The sequence below is a fragment of the Pontibacter sp. GD7 genome (assembly GCF_058216375.1).
Window position 1 is genome coordinate 516,476 of record NZ_JBYZMP010000001.1, and the last position, 17,687, is coordinate 534,162.

Genomic DNA, 17,687 nt, shown 5'->3' on the forward strand with positions numbered 1-17,687 from the left:
TACGAAAGTCCGGGTTAAACCGATCCGTTGACGTAGAAGTGTGCTCGGATCAGTAAAAAATTACGCAAATAACCATAAAGCTAGATATGAGTAACGAAACCATTATATTCTCAATGGCTGGGGTAAGTAAAATTTACCCGCCTCAGAAACAAGTACTTAAAAATATTTACCTGTCATTTTTCTACGGAGCCAAGATTGGCGTACTGGGTCTTAACGGATCTGGTAAATCGAGCTTGCTGAAAATTATCGCCGGGGTTGATAAGCAGATACAGGGAGAAGTGGTTTGGTCGCCGGGCTACTCGGTGGGTTACCTGGAGCAGGAGCCGCAACTGGACCCGACCAAAACTGTGCGTGAGGTAGTGGAAGAAGGCGTAGCAGAAGTGGTGGCCTTGTTGAAGGAGTTCGACGAGATCAACATGAAGTTTGCCGAGGAGATGACAGATGATGAAATGAACAAGCTTATCCAGCGCCAGGGTGAAGTACAGGAGAAACTGGATCACCACAATGCCTGGGAACTGGATAACCGCCTGGAGCGCGCCATGGATGCTCTGCGCACGCCACCGGAAGATGCCATCATCGGAAACCTTTCGGGTGGTGAGAAGCGCCGCGTGGCTCTTTGCCGCCTACTATTGCAGGAGCCGGATGTACTATTGCTTGATGAGCCTACCAACCACCTGGACGCTGAATCTGTGGACTGGTTGGAGCAGCACCTGCAGCAGTATAAAGGTACTGTAATTGCCGTTACCCACGACCGTTACTTCCTGGACAACGTGGCCGGTTGGATTCTGGAACTGGATCGTGGTGAGGGCATTCCGTGGAAAGGCAACTACAGCAGCTGGCTGGAGCAGAAAGCTGCCCGTTTGGCTAAAGAGGAAAAAACTGAAAGCAAGCGCCAGAAAACACTTCAGCGCGAGTTGGAGTGGGTGCGTATGGCCCCGAAAGCCCGCCATGCCAAGTCTAAGGCGCGTATCAGCCAGTACGACAAGCTTGCCAGCGAAGATGTATCTAAGAAAGAAGAGAAACTGGAGCTATTCATACCTGATGGGCCTCGTTTGGGCAGCCAGGTAGTAGAGGCGCACCACGTAAGCAAGGCCTACGGCGACAAGCTGCTTTTCGAGGACCTGAACTTTGCGTTGCCGCAAGGTGGCATTGTGGGTATCATCGGACCAAACGGTGCTGGTAAAACTACCTTGTTTAAGCTGATAACAGGGCAGGAGAAACCAGATGCCGGTACCTTCGAGGTAGGCTCAACAGTACAGATCTCTTACGTAGACCAGGAGCATGCTCAGCTAGACTCTGAGAAGTCTGTGTTTGAGGTGATCTCGGGTGGTACGGAACACATGATGATGGCTGGCCGCCAGGTTAACTCCCGTGCCTATGTAAGCAAGTTCAACTTCTCTGGCGGTGACCAGGAAAAGAAAGTAGGCAAACTGTCGGGTGGTGAGCGTAACCGTGTACACCTGGCCATGACGCTGAAAGAGGGCGGTAACTTACTGTTACTCGATGAGCCTACCAACGACCTGGACGTAAACGCGATCCGGGCCCTGGAAGATGCCCTGGAGAACTTTGCCGGTTGCGCCGTGATCATCTCCCACGACCGCTGGTTCCTGGACCGTATCTGTACGCACATTCTTGCCTTTGAGGGTGACTCACAAGTATACTGGTTTGAGGGTAACTATACCGAGTACGAAGAGAATAAGAAGAAGCGCATGGGTGATATCGAGCCGAAGCGTATCCGATATAAGAAACTTGCATAATCAAAGTCAGCATCAAGGAGTAAACTTCTTCTTCTGAAGTATAAAAAAGGGCCGCTACAAATACCGTAGCGGCCCTTTTACGTTTTATGTTCAACCCTTATTACCCAATAAGTATACCTTAAGGACTGGTTTCGGCAGCCGGGTAAACCATATGAAACTTTACGGGCAGGGCGTCATCCACTTTCAGGCCAAACACGGATGGCCGCTTTATGTTAAAGTCCTCAAGGCTGATCACAAGCTCCCCATCTACTATAAGCTTATCTGCCATATAGCGGGGCTTTGCCTTAAACGCAACAGTTCTTGTTACCCCATGGAAAGACAACTGACCTTGAACGGTTAGCAGCTCTTTACTGCCAGTGATACCGGTGCTTTTAAACTTTACTGCAGGGTGCTGCGCTGCGTCGGTAACTTTCAGCATCTTCTTATCCCGGTTCTTGTTGCCACTATCAAAACTCGAAACAGGAGCAGTAACTTCTACCTGTTTTATCTGGCCGTTTGCATCGCCAAGAATGACCGTGCTGCGAACCTGGTCACTTACTCCATAAACGGTATGAATGGGATGGTCCAGCACATAGGTAAGAGTGCTTTCTGAGGTGCTGCTGAGTCTGTTTTTCTGCACCACGGGTGAGCCCATTGCAGAAGCCGTGACGCAAATGGCAAGAAACTTAATAACATCCAACTTACATGTAAACCATACCATAGTAATTTATACTTTCCGGCCTGGTTATAAGTTGCTGGTAATCAGGTTTATTAATTTTTTAATATATATAATTTAAGCCTGAGGATGCGTCGCGTAATATTTTGTTTTAAACGCTAGGTATTAGAATTAACATATCCTGTGTTGTAAACGTATAACATTAAGAATAAAGCACTTACGTGTTTTAACATTAATAGAACGTTTAACTACAAAAGCAAAATGTTATGAAAAAGCTTTACCCTACAAGCAATGAAGCTGTGGCTTACTGGATTATTGCTGGTTGGCTTGCAGCAATAAGTGTAGTAGCTGCAATCGCAGTGTAAGTTTAACTTATTAATAAAGCTTTACAGCAGGGCCCGAAAGCCCTGCTGTAAAGTATAAACCTACCTCTGAGCAGAAGGCGCTGTCTTTAACTTCACAAACTCCAACTCATCAAAATGAAAGTCAGGGTTGTTAGAGTCTAAGCGCATTTCGGCTATACTTCCGTCTTCACCTACCAGAAAACGCACCTTTGTCGGGTGTAACAGGGGATAATTGTTTTTCCAGTACAGGTTAAAAATCTCGTGCTGCCAGAAGTCCAGTGTGCCTCCCAGGGCAGGGGCCGGTACTAACTGCAGTTCCAGTTTTCCGTTTGTAAGCGCAATGGTGGCGTCGCCATATAGTTGGCTGCGGTAAGTGCCCACGTATTCTTTCAGGTCACGGATTGGTTTCGAAGCCTTTTTCTTCTCTTTTGTTTTCTTGTCGTCTTCTTTTTCCTGTGCTTTTTTAGCCTGCTCTGCAGCCGTTAAGTTAAACTGGCTCCAGTCGCGGCCATTGTTTATGCCCAAAAACTGATCGATGGTATAGTTGGCCAACGGCGACATAATGCTGCTCATGCTGTTGGTAAGTATCACAATGCCCAGGTTTTCTTCGGGTACCAGCACAGTGCGGCTGTTCATGCCCTCGTGGCCCCCACCATGATAAACCAGCTTACGCCCTTCGTAATCGCTTACAAACCAGCCCAAGGCAGCGGCGGTAAAGTGCGTGGAAGGGGTGATCTCCTCAGATTTTTTAGAAATTGGCGTTGGGTTATGCGCTGCCCACATGTTGCGGCTGGCGTTCTCGCTGAAAATGCGCTTGTTCTTGTAAGTGCCTTTGTTCAGTTGCAGGCGCATCCATTGTGCATGCTGGTTTACGCTGGTAAATATGCCGGCAGCCGGGTTCCAGTTATCCCACGCAACCTGTGTGGTGGCGTAAGGCTTCCCCTGCTCATCAAAACCATGCGGCGAGGCTACGTTGGCAACGCCTTTCAGGTCATTTACCGAAGTATAGGTGCGGTTCATGCCAAGCGGCTTCAGGAACGTGTCTTTGATGTAAGCCTCCCAGCTTTTGCCGGTAACGTTTTCAATAACCTGGCCTGCCGTAATAAACATCAGGTTGGAGTAGCCATATCCATCTCGGAAGTTGTAAGTAGGCTTGAGATAACGCATGCGATGGATGATCTCTTCGCGGCTGTAGGTGGTGTTGTACCACAACAGATCGCCGCTGAAAGTCTTAAAGCCTACTCTGTGGCTCAGCAGGTCCTCTATGGTCAGGTTCTCAGTTACAAACGGGTCGTAAAGCTGCAGATTGGGCACATACTTCTTTACCTTGTCTTTCCACTTTATCTTGCCGGCATCTACCAGCGTGGCCAGGGCGGCGGCCGTATAAGCCTTCGTGTTAGAGGCTATCCCGAAAACAGTGTTGGCATCCACCTGTCCGCCTTTTTTATTGTCGAGCACACCATACCCTTTGGCAAATATTACTGAGTCGTCTTTTACAATGGCGATGGCCATGCCCGGCACATCCCAGTCTTTCAGGGCTTTCTGGTAGTAGGCATCCAGTTTAGAGAGGTCTGCTTTAGTCTGGGCCTGTACCTGCGGCAGCACAAGTGTGGCGCAAAGCAGCAGGAGCAGGTTTAGCCTGTAAAGGCGTGTGAGGCTTTGTATCATTGGTTAGTTAATTTAGGTGAAAGCAGCAAGTTACTCATTTTTAGAGAATAGCAGAAACCTGATATGGCAGTATGCTGGCTATACTTTTGTATCTTGGCGGCACAGTTAAACCTGCCTTAATTGCTAAACTATGAGCTTGCGTTACCTGCTGCACCACAAAATAGACAAGGCACAATGGGACGCCCTGATAGAGAAGTCAGGGCAGGGGCAGGTGTATGCCCTGAGCTGGTACCTGGATGTGGTGGCACCTGGCTGGGAGGCGGTGGCAGCGCTCGACGAAGCCGGGAAGTATAAAGCCGTGATGCCTGTGCCCTGGCGTAAAAAGCTTGGTATCCGCTATGTGCAGCAGCCTTTTTTCTGCCAGCAATTGGGTATTTATACTTTGGATGATCGTATACCGGATAGTCTGTATCAGCGGTTTTTGACCGAGGTGCAGCGGAGGTTCAGGTATGTGGCAGGCTATCAGTTTAACCAGGACAACCAGTTGCCACCACAGCTGCAGCACGAGCAAACGTATACTTTGTGCCTCGATCTAAGCAAGCCTTACCAGCAGCTAAAGCAACACTACACCCGCGACCGCAAACTGAACCTGAAGCGTGCTTTAAGGGCAGGGCTCACACTACGGCAGCATGATGATCTGGAGCCGCTTATACAATTTTTCAGATCCGAGACTGCGGGCAAGATATATGGCGGTGTTTCGGAGGAGGCTTATAACCTGCTGCGGCAATTATATAAAGAAGCACGGAAGCGAAGCCTGGCGCAGTTGTACTATACAGAAGATGCGGATGGTCTGAAAAATTCCGGTTGTCTTTTCTGGGTGTGGCGAAACCGGATCGTGTATATCTTTAATGCCGCTGCTGCGCATGGAAGGCGCCAGAATGGTCGTACGCTTATACTTGATCACATCATCCAAAAATACGCTGCACAGGAGTTTATACTTGATTTTGAAAGCCCGGACGACCAGGAACCGGATATCGTAAGTTTTTACCGGAGTTTTGGCTCGCAGACCATGTCCCTGCCTGTGCTAAAGTATAACCGCCTGCCCCAAAGTATAAAGTTGCTCCGTGAGTTCAGGATGCGGCTGGTGCAGCGGCTGAAGGGTTAATGTTCGTGCTCTTCTCTTGGCTTGTGGTTGCCGGTTTCGTAGGCTTTTTTCTCCATTTCCAGGCGGTGCAGCTCTTCCGGCGAAAGGTTGGATTTTAGCGTGCCCAGGTTCGGCTGACCCGCATCAACCCACGCCGTGTACCAGTAACTGGCCGTCATGAGTATGGCCAGGCGCATCTGGCGTTCTACCTGTCCTTTCAGTTTGTTGCTGTAGGCCTGCGAAAAGGCCCGGGAGTACACACGCACGGTTTGGTTGTTGCGCACTTCAAAGCCATACTTCTTCTCTTCATCAAACTCCTGCGTCAGCTGCCGCTCAAAGTATAAAACAGAGTCCAGAGCAAGGTGCGATTGGGCAATTATATCCCAGGCCTTAAGCTGAGGCTGCTCCAGGTACTGGGCCTGCCCTACAAAAAAGTCATACCCATCAGAGAAAAGCTCCGGCAACCGCGACTCCCAGAAACCATGTATGCCACGCTGCCCTGTTAGTTGCCCGTTATAGTTTTGGGTGGTGTGTAACGGTACGCAGGCATCAGCAACATAGTGGCCCAGCTCTGTGCTCAGTCGCAAGATCCTGTCTACGTTACGCTCTTTAAATGCCTGCGTGAGCTGCTGTTTCATAAACTGAATGTGCCAGGGCAGTATGCCATAAGCCATCAGAGTGTCCTCGGTATACCTGGCAACGGCCTGCTGCCAAAAACGGGGCATTTTATACAAGGCGCTGTCGCCGTATACATCCAGGTCTATGTAGTGACGGGGAGCCTCGTTAGCCACGGCATAGCGACGTTTGTCGGGGTTTACAGCATTTTCGGTTATGTAGCGGATATGCTTTTTATAAAACCCTACCATCTCGGAGGGCAAGGTGAAAACTGCCAGCCGGTTTATGCGCTGGTGTGCGTAAAAGCCCCACCCATGACTTTGCAGGGGGAGTAAGTATAGCAAAATCAAAAACAGAACGCTTTTATACTTGCTAACATATGGTCCGGTCATGGCGCTTAACTCTACAAGTTCTTATAGGATTACGGTGTACGGCTAAGCATTATCAATAAGTTATACTTTTATAGTAAAAGCCTGCACTTGGGCCGGCTTGTTCGGTGCTGCCTAAACCTTTAAAGCCGTATGGCCCGTAAAATTTTGAAGGTGCTATTTCTAAAACTTAAAATTTAACGCTATGAAAATGAATGAATTAAAATTAGGGAAAACGTTTCGTTACAGTTTGAGCTGCCTGTTGGTAGCAGGCGTGGCGGCATGTGGCGGCGTAGAAGAAACAGAAACAGCCGATGACACCGTAGTGGTGGAAGAGGATGCCGGTGTAATGGAGAACTGGGACACGGAGCGTTTCCGGACGTCTTTTAACGAAAGTGGCCGTTTTGCCGGCTGGGATACAAACGACGATAACCTGCTTGATGAAAACGAATTCTACATCAGTTATTTTGACACCTGGGACGTGAACGACGATAACATGCTGGACGAGGAAGAGTGGAACAACGCTGTTTTACACTACAACATGGAGGGCCAGGCCATGACCGATTGGGATAAGAACAAAGACATGAAGCTGGATGAAAGTGAATTCCGGGCAGGTATGGCAAAGAACAATTATTACCGCGACTGGGACAGAAACAAAGACAACATGCTGGACGAGAACGAATACACAGAGGGTGTGTTCATGCTCTGGGACATGGACGACGATGGGTATATCACTGAAGAAGAGTATAACACCCGCTATAACAGATACTATGGCACAACTATGAAGTAGCCATTAAGGATTACATGCTAAAGGCCTGCAGGTACAGTATCTGCAGGCCTTTATTTTGATCAGATCATAAAGGGAGAAATAGCCTGATGTGGTTAGAAATGAGTTTGTTAGTATAAGTATAGCCGTATATTCAGGTAAAACTATTTTTGCGGGTTAACGTTGCATGCTTTCATAACCCTTATAATAAAAGTATGAAGCAGATATACCTGATCCTGACCATTTTGCTGCTGGCAGCCTGTACGGTAGAGCAAGAACTGACCACCGATTCGCCGGTTGCCGTCGCTGAAGGTGTTGTTGCGGCAAACCCCAATGATACCGGTTGTCAACTGTGTGCACCATCGGAGTTTGCTGTAGAGCGTGAGCCGGATACAACATTCACGTTCTCTAATGGTAAACAGCTGCTCATCTGTGGCACGTATGAGCTGCTTGATGGCAAGAAAGTGTTTTCGGAGTTCGTGCTTTCCGAGTGTGGCGATAAGCGGATAATTGATTTCTGGGAAGCCAGCCAACGCTTTGAGGTAGCCTATGCCAACGACACCCTGAAGCTGCATAAACTGGAACTACTTGCCCTTGGCAACAACCGCGAACTCGTAGACTGGCACTGGCTTACTGAGGTGTATTATTACAGAGGCAACCGTTTGAAACACGACATCCGGTTCAACACAAGTATAAAGTATAACACGGCCCAGATAAACGAAACCCTCCGGGAGTACGAGCAAACTAAATGGCTACCGTTCAGCGATGCTACAGATGACTATCTGGAAGAGAAAAAAGTACTGGCAAACCGCCTGCTTATCGCCTCACTGTCTGGCAGCGACAAGGCCGAAAACTACCTGAAAGAGTTCGACAGTAAATTGAAAGACACCGGTTCCATTATGGAGTGGTATAACCAGTTGGTGCTGCTGCATAAAGCGGCGAGTAAGGGCAGGCCGCTTTAAAACGAAATATACATTATCTGTTTCTAAGCTGGTGCAATAAGCTTATCTTTAAAAAGATTAGCCCTAATTTATACTTTATGCACCTGATGAACACGAAACTGCTGATGGCCTCAAGCGCTGTGGTAATGGGAGTGGCAGGTATTGCCCTATCCTTCTTTCCGGATGAGTTACTGGAGCCTATGGCCTGGGCGGGTACGCCCCCTGTGCTGCTGCAAATGCTTGGAGCTTTATACTTCGGCTTCGCGATGTTAAACTGGATGGCCAAAGGCAGCCTGATAGGAGGCATCTATAGCAGGCCGGTAGCGATCGGGAATTTTGCCCACTTTATGGTTGGAGGACTGGCCCTGGCAAAATCGGGTATAAAAACTGCTGACATTCCAGTGTATGCTTTAGTAGCCCCGGCACTCTATCTAATATTTGCCATTTGCTTTGGCTACGTTCTTTTTGTCGGACCCTCTTTTAAACAAAAAACTGCCACCTGATTTTCAGGACTGATTCACAATATTGTAGCCAATAGTTCAGTTTTATATAGTATAAACACTATACTGGCTATGAATATGAAGTTCTGGAAAAAGAAACCTGTCAGGCAGGAAAAGAAAAGTGCAGCCCGTGAGTGGCGAGATGCCGTTTTGTTCGCCGTAATTGTGGCAACCATCATCCGCTGGGCCACTTTCGAGGCGTATGCCATCCCGTCACCGTCTATGGAGGGCTCATTGATGACAGGAGATTACCTTTTTGTGAGCAAGCTACATTACGGCCCCCGTACGCTAGGCACACTGCTTCAAGTGCCACTCACGCATCAAACCATCTGGGGCACCGATATTCCCTCGTATTCTGGAGTCTTGCAACTGCCTTCTTTCCGTTTGCCGGGCTTTTCGGAGGTAAAGCGCAACGATGCCGTGGTATTCAATTACCCCGTAGAAACAGATCATCCCACTGATCTTAAAACCTATTACATCAAGCGCTGCGTAGGCTTGCCCGGCGATTTGCTGAGTGTACGTGGTGGGCAGGTATACATCAACGGCAGAGCAACTGAGAACCCAACACAAAAACAGACAGCCTATGCAGTAGTAACAGACAGGGTGCTGCATAAAAGCTTTTTCGCAGAACGGGACATAAACAACGATGCTTACCGCACTTCGGGTGGGTATATCATACACACTACCTCTGAAAAGGCAGCCCAACTTGCCAGCCTGGAGATAGTAAAAGATGTGCAGGCCATACAAACAGCTGCAGGGGAGGCCATGCCGGAGGTGTTTCCGCAGGCGCCTGCCACATACAGCTGGAACCTGGACAACTTTGGCCCGCTTTACATCCCGAAAAATGGTACTACTGTGGCCATCAACGAGAAAACATTACCACTCTACAGTAAAGTTATACTTGACTACGAACCCAACCAGAACGCGGAGGTGCGCAACGGCAGGTTGTACATCAATGGCAAAGCAGTGGCTAAGTATACCTTTAAACAGAACTACTACTTTATGATGGGTGACAACCGCCACAACTCCCTCGACTCCCGTTACTGGGGCTTTGTGCCAGAAGACCACCTGGTAGGCAAAGCAGTGCTGGTGTGGATGTCTTTAGACCCTGAGGCCGACTGGTGGGACAAGGTAAGGTGGAGCAGGGTGTTTAGTATGGTGGAGTAAGTAAAAATTACTTTATACTTTGTGATGGTATTAGCTGGATTTGGTGTAGTTTTCAGGCAAAGAACATCTTAAACCACTATCTAAAATGGCATCTATTAATCCATACTTAACCTTTGCTGGCAACTGTGAAGAGGCTTTCAATTTCTACAGATCTGTTTTCGGAGGCGAGTTCCCGTATGTGGGCCGTTTCAAAGACATGCCTTCTGAAACTCCAATTCCTGAGTCGGAAGGCAACAAGATCATGCACATCTCGCTACCGATCAGTAAAGAGACTGTATTAATGGGCAGTGATTCTTCCGAGGCTTTTGGTCATGCAACTGTTATGGGAAATAATTTCTCTATTTCTATCAACACAGAGAGCGAAGAAGAGGCTACCCAGCTTTTCAACGGGCTATCAGCAGGTGGCAAAGTAACCATGCCCCTGAACAAGACTTTCTGGGGAGCTTACTTTGGTATGTTCACTGATAAGTTCGGGATTCAGTGGATGGTGAACTACGACTACGAGCAAAAGTAATTGATACCTCGCAGTGTCCCCGAAGTATTTCGGGGACACTGCGAGGTCTTTGTCTTTAGATTGCCCTGCACGATTGTCATCCCCCTGCCCCCTTCCAAGGGGGACTTGGCTCAAGCTCCGTAAGCCAAGTTAATTACATGGCGCGAGCGTCCTCGCTCGTGACTAAGTATGCTGGGCCTCTGGCCCTTTGAGTTGAAAACTGAACATCATAAAAAGCCAAAATTTGAAAACTTGCGGGATGTCTTTAATCCCAAAAAGGCCCCCTTGGAAGGGGGTAGGGGGATGACCCGCATGATGCAAGGGCTATAAACCAGAACCGCCTGCAACTCGAAAGTAGCAGGCGGTTCTGGTTTATACCTCAAAGTATAAATTATCTCTTCTTGGCCAGCGCCGGGAACTTCATTTTGTAGTCCGCATCCACTTCACCTTTCGAGATTTTGGTGAGCTTGTTCTTGATCAAACGCTTCTTCAGGCCGTTCAGGTGGTCTGTGAAAAGTATACCTTCAATGTGGTCATACTCGTGTTGGATCACGCGGGCCGTCATGCCGTCATACGTGTCCTCATGCTCGTTCCACTCCTCGTCGAAGTAACGGATAACCAGGCGCTCAGGGCGGTAAACCACCTCGCGTACGCCTGGTATGCTCAGGCAGCCTTCTTCAAAGCCCCACTCTTCGCCGCTTTCCTCAATAATCTCCGGGTTAATGAAAGCCTTTTTCACGCCTTTGCCCTCGTCGCCTTCGTCCATCATCGGCTCTGAGTCAATTACAAACAGGCGGATGCTCTTGCTTATCTGCGGAGCCGCCAGGCCAACGCCATGTGCGTAGTACATGGTGTCGAACATGTCATCGATCAACTCCTTCAGGTTCGGGTAATCCTTCGGGATGTCCTGTGCTTCTTCTTTTAAAACTGGATCGCCGTAAGCGGTGATTGGGTAAATCATATGGTTCTGCTATCTAAATACGATTGTAAAATTATGGCCGCACTAATACGGTCAACGTTGCCTTTGTCCTGACGGTCTTTCTTCTTCATGCCCCCGGCCAGCATCGCCTGCTGGGCCATTTTGGAAGTAAAGCGTTCATCTACCAGATGTACCGGTATGCCCGGAAACGTTTTCTGCAACTGCCTATGGAAGCCTACCACATGCTGTGTGGCATCTGTGTCTTCGCCGGACAGGCGCTTGGGCATACCCAGCACAAAAGCGTCAACGGGTTCGCGCTGCACATAGTCTTTCAGGTATGCTAACACATCTTTGGCATGAACGGTTTCTAAAGGGTTGGCGATTATCTGCAGCACATCCGTAGCTGCCAGCCCCACACGCTTTGTTCCGTAGTCAATTGCCAGTATTCTGCCCATAAGTATAAATTGCACCGCAAAGGTAATAATTTAAATTGTATGCTGGTTTACAACAGCTATACAAGCAGCTATGGCTAAGTATAAAGTATAAGAAGGGGAGAAGGGGTAGTTAGTAGCCAGCACAGTCGGAGGCAGGCATGTTAACGCCACCGCCCTGCTCGTACACTACCTGCGCGCCTTTGTGCCCGGCCTCGATCAAAAAATAAGAGCCGGCCAGCATAAGCAATACCACCAGCACACGAAGCGCTTTATGGTACAGGTGGATGATGTTAAGGGAAAGGGTAAGTGCCGTGGCAGCTGTAAACAGGTAAGTAAGCCTGAAAGCTGCGTTCTCGTGGCTCTTAAGTATAGTGGGGTCACATATTTTCCGGGACACGATGCCATCGGCCATGTCGCCGGTGTAAATGGCCAGCCAGGCAGCAAGGCAGCCGGCGTAAAGCGAATAAGAACCGACCTTTAGCCAGAACATCTTTCGGTCACCTTGCAGGAACAAAGCCACCACCATTACCACCGTTGCCACCAGCAACAGCGTTATCGGGAAGTGCAGTGTAAGCGGGTGCCAGATCTCAGCTCGCCAAAAGGTCGGTTCTGTCATGGGTTATTCCAGAATTCTAACTGCAACCGGGTCCAGGCGGTTACCTACTTTCTCAACCTCAACCTCTACTTTGCCGCCTTCTTGCAGTTGGTCAAACGCTACGGTTTCGCCGTTTTTAGTAAGCGTTGTAGTCTCGGTAAAGTATAACTCCAACAGTTTGTCGTCGTCAGTTTTTACATAGATCTCCGACTTGTCAGCCTCTACTTCGTGCAGCGTGCCCGAGTATGTGCCAGACTCAACAACATCGGTTTTCTCTTCGCAGCTTGAGAAGAAAGGCACAGCAGCCACAAGTGCCGGGATAAAAAATTTAGCTAGTTTCATGGGTTAGTTATAATGATTTAAAATGCTTGATTAAATATAGTGATTTCAAAATAAAGCGCCGCTTATAGTTTGAACTGCAGCGTTACATAGTAGTTTCTGGCATCGGAAGGTATGATGCCCGGACCCGGATACGCTGTGGCGCGGCGTGTAAAGTAACGCTCGTCCGTCAGGTTGTTGATGCCGGTTTCCAGCGTAAAGCGCCTGTAAGTATAACTGCCCGAAAGGTCCATAACCCAATAGGCCGGTACTTTGCCAAACACAGCGGTTGGCTCCGTTACACTGTTAGTGGCATCTGTAAACTGCTCCGAAGTATAGGCATACTGGTACGACAGCTTCAGGTTGTTACGCTTAAAGGTTATGCCAGCCTTGGCGATAAGCGCAGGGGCCAACTCCACCTTTTTATCTTTGAACACTTGCTCTTCAATCAGGTAGTCGGCGTCTACGAAGGTAAGGTTAGAGAATACAGACAAACTGTTGCGGTTGTAAGCTTTGCCGTAAAGCAGCTTTAGTACATCTGTTTCCACATACGTTTCGATGCCGCGGTTGCGCGATTTGCCAATGTTGGTGCGCAGCAGGTAGTTCATGTATGTAACCGTATCCTTTGCCGGCTGCAAGCCAATGCGGTTGTCGTATGCCAGGTGGAAGAAGCTTACATCGAAGTTCACCAACTCAGCAATCCCACCCCGGAAGCCCAGGTCGGCGCTATAGCCTTTCTCGTCCTGCAGTTTCTGGTCAATACGGATATTGGCGTTTACCACACGCATGTCGTTGAAGTTAATGGCGCGGTAGTTTTGCGAGAAGTTACCATAAATCTCGAAGTTCTCGGTATGCTTGTAGCTTGCCCCCAGGCCAAAAAGCACAAGGTCGCGGGTGTTTTGGCGATTCTCCTGCACACGCTCTTCCATCAGTATATTACCTGCCTGGTCTTTATTTACCACATCATAACGGCCATCTGCAATAGTTCTTATCCACTCATAACGCACGCCAGGTGTTATGCTAAGCCTTGGAGAGATGTTGAAAATATTCTCGGCAAACAGTGCCAGGTTACGGCTTGGGTAGTCGTAGTCGGAGATACTTGGGTTGTTGTTATCTGGGTAGTATCTGAAATCTGCGTCAGAGGCGGCAGAGCCCATACCTTGTCTCTGGTCGGTAAAGCCATGGTAATAGCGTGCACCCACCAGCACCGTCGAGAAAGCATTCAGGAAATCGTAACGGTGGATCAGGCGCGTTTCGTTGCCAAAGTTGCGGAACTGGTCTTGCAATAGAAGTCGTTCCTGACCTGGGTCGGGGCGGTTGATCTTCTCAAGATACCCTAGTGCGGTGCGCTGCGCGATAAGGCCAAAGTTGCGGACATTTAATTTAGTGCGCTCGCCCATGCGGTAATCCATGGTCAGGGCAAACAGGTTCCAGTTCACGCTAAACCAGTTGCGGTCCCGGACAGACTGGCGCGGGTCTGCGGCAAAGGCAGCGTCCGTTAAGCCGCCTGGTTGCTGCGCCAGGTAATTCATATACGTATAGTTTGCGCCAATCTCAAGCTTGTCGTTTGGCTTGTAATGTATTGAGGTGAAAGCCGTATGCGCGTCAAATCCAGAGTTTTTGCGCCAGCCATCGCCACGCTTATACTGGTAAAAAGTATAGTAATGCAGCTTACCTTTGGAGCCACCAATGCTGTTGAAGGAGTTAAACAGGCCCCACGAACCCGCTGTCTGGCGGCTGGTCAGCTCAAACGGCTTATCCTCCGGGCCCTCCTTCATTACAAAATTGATCATGCCACCGAATTGCGTGCCGTACTGCAGCGAAGCCGCGCCGCGCACTACCTCGATTCTGTCAAGCGCCTCGGTGGGAGGGGTGTAATAGCTTTCCGGGTAGCCCAGGGCATCAGCAGAGATGTCGTACCCGTTCTGTCGTGTATTGAAATTGGAGGTTCGGTTAGGGCTCAGACCACGGCCCCCGATACCCAGTTGCAGGCCGGCACCGTCGCTTTCCCAGATGTTAAGGCCAGCCACACGGCCAAAAACCTGGCGGCTGTTGTTGGTGGCAAGATTGGCTGTAATGTCGTTCAGTACAACCACTTCGCTTTTTTTTGCCTCGTAAATAGCGGCGCCCTCTACGGAGTTGAGACGGGTAATGCCAAAGGTTTTTTCAACATTGCCTTTTACATTTACTTCCTTCAGTTGGCCCTCCAGTGGCTTCAGCTCAAAGTTGAATACCACGTTGGCATTAGTAATGGTAACCGGTAATGTTGCAGAGCCTGCACCTACGCTATAAGCAGTTAAAGTATACGTGCCGGGTGCCAGGTTGCTGATCAGGTAGTTTCCTTTAGAGTCGGTTTGGTACAGGCTGCCGTTATTGGTTAGCAACACTTCAGCGTTTGGCAAAGGCTGCTTTGTGGTGGCGTTGCTTATCTTTCCGGAGATAGAGAATGTTTGCGCCAGTGCCAGGTGCAGGCTGCAAAGTATAAACGCAATGGTTAACGAAAAGCGATACTTCATTTTATTTCTGCCCTACAGCCTCCTGCTGCAGCTTATCGTCATTAAAAGGTAAAATCCAGGTTTTTGCTAAGAAGCTTTCTTTTTCGGCCGCTAAGTTAACACCAGAATCGATAAGAAGCTTACTCCCCCTCCCATTCATGCTAACATAAACTTCGGCGCGCACCTGCGGCGAGGGTATTCCTTTGCGCTCATAGTCATCGCGGAGCATGTGCGCGAACTGCAAGATCATGTCGGGTTGGGTGGCCATTTGCTTTTCCTGTGCCACTGTCAGGTACTCCCGGTTGTTGATCTCGGCCTCGTTTCCGGTGCGTGGATCGCGCACGTAAAAGAATGCCGTCCCGGTTTTTTCCATCAGCATCACGCGCCACGAGAAACGGTAACCCTGCTCAGTCCAGAACAGTTTGTCGGGGTAAAGCATGAAGCGCCACGGCACCAATACCTGAAGTATAAAATGCAGCGCCAGCAGGTTAAGCAGCAGCGGCTGAGTGGTAACTTTTGCAAATGCCGGCTGTTGCGGTATGCTTACTTTGCCCAGACACCTGAACCAGTTTAAAATTTTCTCATGGAAACCAGCTGGGAAGAAGATCAGCGTACTCACCATCATGATGTATGGGAACATGCCGATCTGGAACAGCACAGCGGTTAGTACATGAAATACAACTACAGTAAAGTATGCCAGTAATCTGCTTTTGCGCCAGCTCAGGAAAAATGGGATGGTAAGGTCGTAAAAAGCCCCGAACCAGCAGAACAGGTAAGCCACCCATACTTTATCCAGCAGTGGGCCGATAAGTGGCAGGTGCGTGTGGGCCGGCAGCCAGTAGCGCAAGGGCATGGCCTCCAACAGCCAGTCTGGGTTGAGCTTGGCCACACCGGCATAAAAGTATACCAACCCCAACTGCAGCTGAAATATCAGCACTGCCCAGCGGGGTACGTGGCTCACCCAAATATGCGGCCTGCGCAGCACATCCAGCGAGAAATGCCGGTGTGCCGGTACCAGCACCATCAGCAGGGCCATGATGCTTACAAAATAGTAGTGATTAAGGTAGTTGGTCTTGTCTATCAGCTCCACATAAGTGAAGCTCAGGAAAAACAGCACCGCCGACCAGCGGTAAAACAGCCCCAGCATGATGCCCAGCGATGATAAAACCATTAGGCCAAAAAGTGCATACATGCCGGTTTCGCCGAGTGGCTTTACCCACTCAAAACCATAGTAGGGGAAGTATACTTTAGGCTGTACATACAGCTCTGTTACCCACCCCTTAAGTATAAACCGAAGTATACTTGCCAGCATCATGCCACCAAAAATGACACGGAACACGGCCAGCGGAGCCGCCGATACAGGTGCTGTTGCGTATGACTTCAGCTTAGTTAACATCAGTGCTTCTTAAAGCTTAATCGCCGTCGTTATCGGTGTAGGTGATGCTCACACCCAGGGCAGCTGGCATATCGGTTTTGGTAAGCACGATCAGTTTTTGCAGTTCTTCATACACTTTGCTCACCCCTTGTGGGTTAGAGTTAACCGCCTGCGAGATCGGGTTCTGTAACGCATTGATAGCTGCCAGGGCCGCATCGAACTGCGCCACGATGGCCGCCGACAAAGTGCCGTTGTTATACTTTGCGCCTACATGGTCCAGGTAATCATCCAGGCCAGGGCCGTTGTTGCCGGCAGCGTTCATGCCCTGGAAGATGGCTTTCTCGGCCAGAACGGCGCGCTTCAGTAACTCCAGTGAGCTTTTGCTGTAAAACGCCTCTGCTTTGTCGGGTTGCGGAGTGCCTACCGAAAAACGGCCCGAAGGAATGCCCACTTTGGCGCGCTTGGTAAGGTCGATGTCGCCGTTAAGGCCATTAACCATGTTGCTGACAGCGCTACCTACTGCCGTGCCTGTTGATGTTTTGAAGGTCTGGGCATAGTTGCCGCTTATCCAGGCAGTTGCAGTGGCATCAACACCCTGCTTTACCAGTGTGATAATATCCTGTAAGTATTTTTTGCGCTTGGCCGCGTTAGTGTCAGAAGTATAAAGTGCCACTACATCGGCATCAGAGGCATTGCTGTAAAGCAAGTAGTCGATTGCCGGAAAACCTTTGGCCGAGAAGTTTTCAGTCAGCTGCAGGTTGTAAGTGCCCGAGGAGATGTTGCTTTCAATTTTAGAGGTGGTGGTAGGGTAGATGTTCAGGTTGCTGCGGAGCATTTGCGCATCGGCAGGGCCAAACTCATACACACTCACGTCCTGCCATACTTTGTAGGCATCCAGGTATTCTTTTCTGGCGGCTGTTAGCGTTGCAACAGTTGGGTTGGCGGTAAATGCCGCAACAGCTGTGTTCATTTCATCGGTCTCGGTCTTGAACTGCTGATAACCCGGCACGATCAGGTTGTCGGCGTAGTTGGCCAGCATTGCCTCGCGGTCGTACTCCGATTTCGGACCTGAGTCGCTGTCGGAGCAACTGCTGTTAAGTATGGCCAGGCCGGCCAGTGCCAGAAAAGTATACTTGTTGAAAGCTTTCATGGGCTATACTTTTTAAATTTGAAAGGCAGCAGCTGTGACATAT

The 17,687-nt window shown here is 49.3% G+C and carries 17 protein-coding genes; 7 read left to right on the forward strand and 10 right to left on the reverse strand.

Translation table 11 applies throughout. From position 1 onward, the window contains the following. Positions 1-86: 86 nt before the first annotated feature. Positions 87-1,757 (forward strand): energy-dependent translational throttle protein EttA, encoded by a 1,671-nt coding sequence (gene ettA, locus AC4BAP_RS02130; RefSeq protein WP_490580960.1) that lies wholly within the window; start codon positions 87-89, stop codon positions 1,755-1,757. Positions 1,758-1,875: 118 nt separating this feature from the next. Here the strand turns inward: ettA and AC4BAP_RS02135 are convergent, their stop codons facing one another. Next, on the reverse strand, positions 1,876-2,457 hold the full coding sequence (locus tag AC4BAP_RS02135; protein WP_490580961.1) for a YceI family protein: 582 nt from the start codon (positions 2,455-2,457) through the stop codon (positions 1,876-1,878). A 380-nt stretch (positions 2,458-2,837) separates the two neighbouring features. After that, the gene (locus AC4BAP_RS02140; protein ID WP_490580962.1) at positions 2,838-4,424 is read right to left on the reverse strand and encodes a serine hydrolase; all 1,587 of its coding nucleotides are present in this window, start codon (positions 4,422-4,424) and stop codon (positions 2,838-2,840) included. A gap of 130 nt (positions 4,425-4,554) precedes the next feature. Here AC4BAP_RS02140 and AC4BAP_RS02145 point away from each other — a divergent pair, with 130 nt between their 5' ends. After that, complete coding sequence (locus AC4BAP_RS02145; RefSeq protein ID WP_490580963.1) at positions 4,555-5,529, forward strand: GNAT family N-acetyltransferase; 975 nt, start codon at positions 4,555-4,557, stop codon at positions 5,527-5,529. On the opposite strand, the gene AC4BAP_RS02150 is transcribed toward AC4BAP_RS02145, so the two are convergent. Next, complete coding sequence (locus AC4BAP_RS02150) at positions 5,526-6,515, reverse strand: zinc dependent phospholipase C family protein (protein WP_490580964.1); 990 nt, start codon at positions 6,513-6,515, stop codon at positions 5,526-5,528. The genes AC4BAP_RS02145 and AC4BAP_RS02150 overlap by 4 nt on opposite strands. Positions 6,516-6,696: 181 nt before the next feature. Between AC4BAP_RS02150 and AC4BAP_RS02155 the strand changes: the two genes are divergently transcribed. The 5 genes from AC4BAP_RS02155 to AC4BAP_RS02175 all read left to right on the forward strand — a co-directional run bounded on the left by AC4BAP_RS02155 (position 6,697) and on the right by AC4BAP_RS02175 (position 10,379). Further along, complete coding sequence (locus tag AC4BAP_RS02155; RefSeq protein ID WP_490580965.1) at positions 6,697-7,281, forward strand: EF-hand domain-containing protein; 585 nt, start codon at positions 6,697-6,699, stop codon at positions 7,279-7,281. Positions 7,282-7,472: 191 nt separating this feature from the next. Further along, on the forward strand, positions 7,473-8,219 hold the full coding sequence (locus AC4BAP_RS02160) for a hypothetical protein (RefSeq protein WP_490580966.1): 747 nt from the start codon (positions 7,473-7,475) through the stop codon (positions 8,217-8,219). Positions 8,220-8,305: 86 nt separating this feature from the next. Further along, positions 8,306-8,701 carry a hypothetical protein gene (locus AC4BAP_RS02165; protein WP_490580967.1) on the forward strand — a complete coding sequence of 132 codons (396 nt, stop codon included), beginning with the start codon at positions 8,306-8,308 and terminating at the stop codon, positions 8,699-8,701. A 75-nt stretch (positions 8,702-8,776) separates the two neighbouring features. Beyond that, a complete protein-coding gene (gene lepB / locus AC4BAP_RS02170) occupies positions 8,777-9,865 on the forward strand; it encodes a signal peptidase I (RefSeq protein ID WP_490580968.1) in 1,089 nt (362 codons plus the stop codon). Between the two features lie 85 nt (positions 9,866-9,950). Beyond that, positions 9,951-10,379, forward strand: coding sequence for a VOC family protein (locus AC4BAP_RS02175; protein ID WP_490580969.1), 429 nt, complete (start codon positions 9,951-9,953; stop codon positions 10,377-10,379). A 370-nt stretch (positions 10,380-10,749) separates the two neighbouring features. On the opposite strand, the gene def is transcribed toward AC4BAP_RS02175, so the two are convergent. From def to AC4BAP_RS02210, 7 genes are all read right to left on the reverse strand, one after another. Continuing rightward, on the reverse strand, positions 10,750-11,319 hold the full coding sequence (gene def, locus AC4BAP_RS02180) for a peptide deformylase (RefSeq protein WP_490580970.1): 570 nt from the start codon (positions 11,317-11,319) through the stop codon (positions 10,750-10,752). Further along, positions 11,316-11,732: a Holliday junction resolvase RuvX gene (ruvX, locus tag AC4BAP_RS02185; protein ID WP_490580971.1), complete on the reverse strand. Its 417-nt coding sequence runs from the start codon at positions 11,730-11,732 to the stop codon at positions 11,316-11,318. The genes def and ruvX overlap by 4 nt, the downstream gene beginning before the upstream one ends. Before the next feature lie 109 nt (positions 11,733-11,841). Continuing rightward, the gene (locus tag AC4BAP_RS02190) at positions 11,842-12,327 is read right to left on the reverse strand and encodes a DUF2231 domain-containing protein (RefSeq protein WP_490580972.1); all 486 of its coding nucleotides are present in this window, start codon (positions 12,325-12,327) and stop codon (positions 11,842-11,844) included. 3 nt (positions 12,328-12,330) lie between these two features. Further along, complete coding sequence (locus AC4BAP_RS02195; RefSeq protein ID WP_490580973.1) at positions 12,331-12,648, reverse strand: hypothetical protein; 318 nt, start codon at positions 12,646-12,648, stop codon at positions 12,331-12,333. Positions 12,649-12,710: 62 nt separating this feature from the next. Further along, positions 12,711-15,140 carry a TonB-dependent receptor domain-containing protein gene (locus AC4BAP_RS02200; RefSeq protein WP_490580974.1) on the reverse strand — a complete coding sequence of 810 codons (2,430 nt, stop codon included), beginning with the start codon at positions 15,138-15,140 and terminating at the stop codon, positions 12,711-12,713. 1 nt (position 15,141) lies between these two features. Next, entirely contained in the window at positions 15,142-16,515 is a 1,374-nt protein-coding gene (locus tag AC4BAP_RS02205; protein ID WP_490580975.1) for an HTTM domain-containing protein, read from the reverse strand. Positions 16,516-16,531: 16 nt separating this feature from the next. Then, complete coding sequence (locus AC4BAP_RS02210) at positions 16,532-17,644, reverse strand: imelysin family protein (RefSeq protein WP_490580976.1); 1,113 nt, start codon at positions 17,642-17,644, stop codon at positions 16,532-16,534. Between the last annotated feature and the right edge of the window lie 43 nt (positions 17,645-17,687).

Excerpts from the sequence above, each read along its gene's own strand:
- AC4BAP_RS02150 (WP_490580964.1), bottom strand. The coding sequence starts at position 6,515 with ATGACCGGACCATATGTTAGCAAGTATAAAAGCGTTCTGTTTTTGATT.
- AC4BAP_RS02210 (WP_490580976.1), bottom strand. The coding sequence starts at position 17,644 with ATGAAAGCTTTCAACAAGTATACTTTTCTGGCACTGGCCGGCCTGGCC.
- AC4BAP_RS02155 (WP_490580965.1), top strand. The coding sequence starts at position 6,697 with ATGAAAATGAATGAATTAAAATTAGGGAAAACGTTTCGTTACAGTTTG.
- AC4BAP_RS02160 (WP_490580966.1), top strand. The coding sequence starts at position 7,473 with ATGAAGCAGATATACCTGATCCTGACCATTTTGCTGCTGGCAGCCTGT.
- AC4BAP_RS02190 (WP_490580972.1), bottom strand. The coding sequence starts at position 12,327 with ATGACAGAACCGACCTTTTGGCGAGCTGAGATCTGGCACCCGCTTACA.
- ruvX (WP_490580971.1), bottom strand. The coding sequence starts at position 11,732 with ATGGGCAGAATACTGGCAATTGACTACGGAACAAAGCGTGTGGGGCTG.
- AC4BAP_RS02200 (WP_490580974.1), bottom strand. The coding sequence starts at position 15,140 with ATGAAGTATCGCTTTTCGTTAACCATTGCGTTTATACTTTGCAGCCTG.
- AC4BAP_RS02140 (WP_490580962.1), bottom strand. The coding sequence starts at position 4,424 with ATGATACAAAGCCTCACACGCCTTTACAGGCTAAACCTGCTCCTGCTG.
- AC4BAP_RS02145 (WP_490580963.1), top strand. The coding sequence starts at position 4,555 with ATGAGCTTGCGTTACCTGCTGCACCACAAAATAGACAAGGCACAATGG.
- AC4BAP_RS02135 (WP_490580961.1), bottom strand. The coding sequence starts at position 2,457 with ATGGTATGGTTTACATGTAAGTTGGATGTTATTAAGTTTCTTGCCATT.
- AC4BAP_RS02205 (WP_490580975.1), bottom strand. The coding sequence starts at position 16,515 with ATGTTAACTAAGCTGAAGTCATACGCAACAGCACCTGTATCGGCGGCT.
- AC4BAP_RS02175 (WP_490580969.1), top strand. The coding sequence starts at position 9,951 with ATGGCATCTATTAATCCATACTTAACCTTTGCTGGCAACTGTGAAGAG.
- ettA (WP_490580960.1), top strand. The coding sequence starts at position 87 with ATGAGTAACGAAACCATTATATTCTCAATGGCTGGGGTAAGTAAAATT.
- def (WP_490580970.1), bottom strand. The coding sequence starts at position 11,319 with ATGATTTACCCAATCACCGCTTACGGCGATCCAGTTTTAAAAGAAGAA.
- lepB (WP_490580968.1), top strand. The coding sequence starts at position 8,777 with ATGAAGTTCTGGAAAAAGAAACCTGTCAGGCAGGAAAAGAAAAGTGCA.
- AC4BAP_RS02195 (WP_490580973.1), bottom strand. The coding sequence starts at position 12,648 with ATGAAACTAGCTAAATTTTTTATCCCGGCACTTGTGGCTGCTGTGCCT.
- AC4BAP_RS02165 (WP_490580967.1), top strand. The coding sequence starts at position 8,306 with ATGAACACGAAACTGCTGATGGCCTCAAGCGCTGTGGTAATGGGAGTG.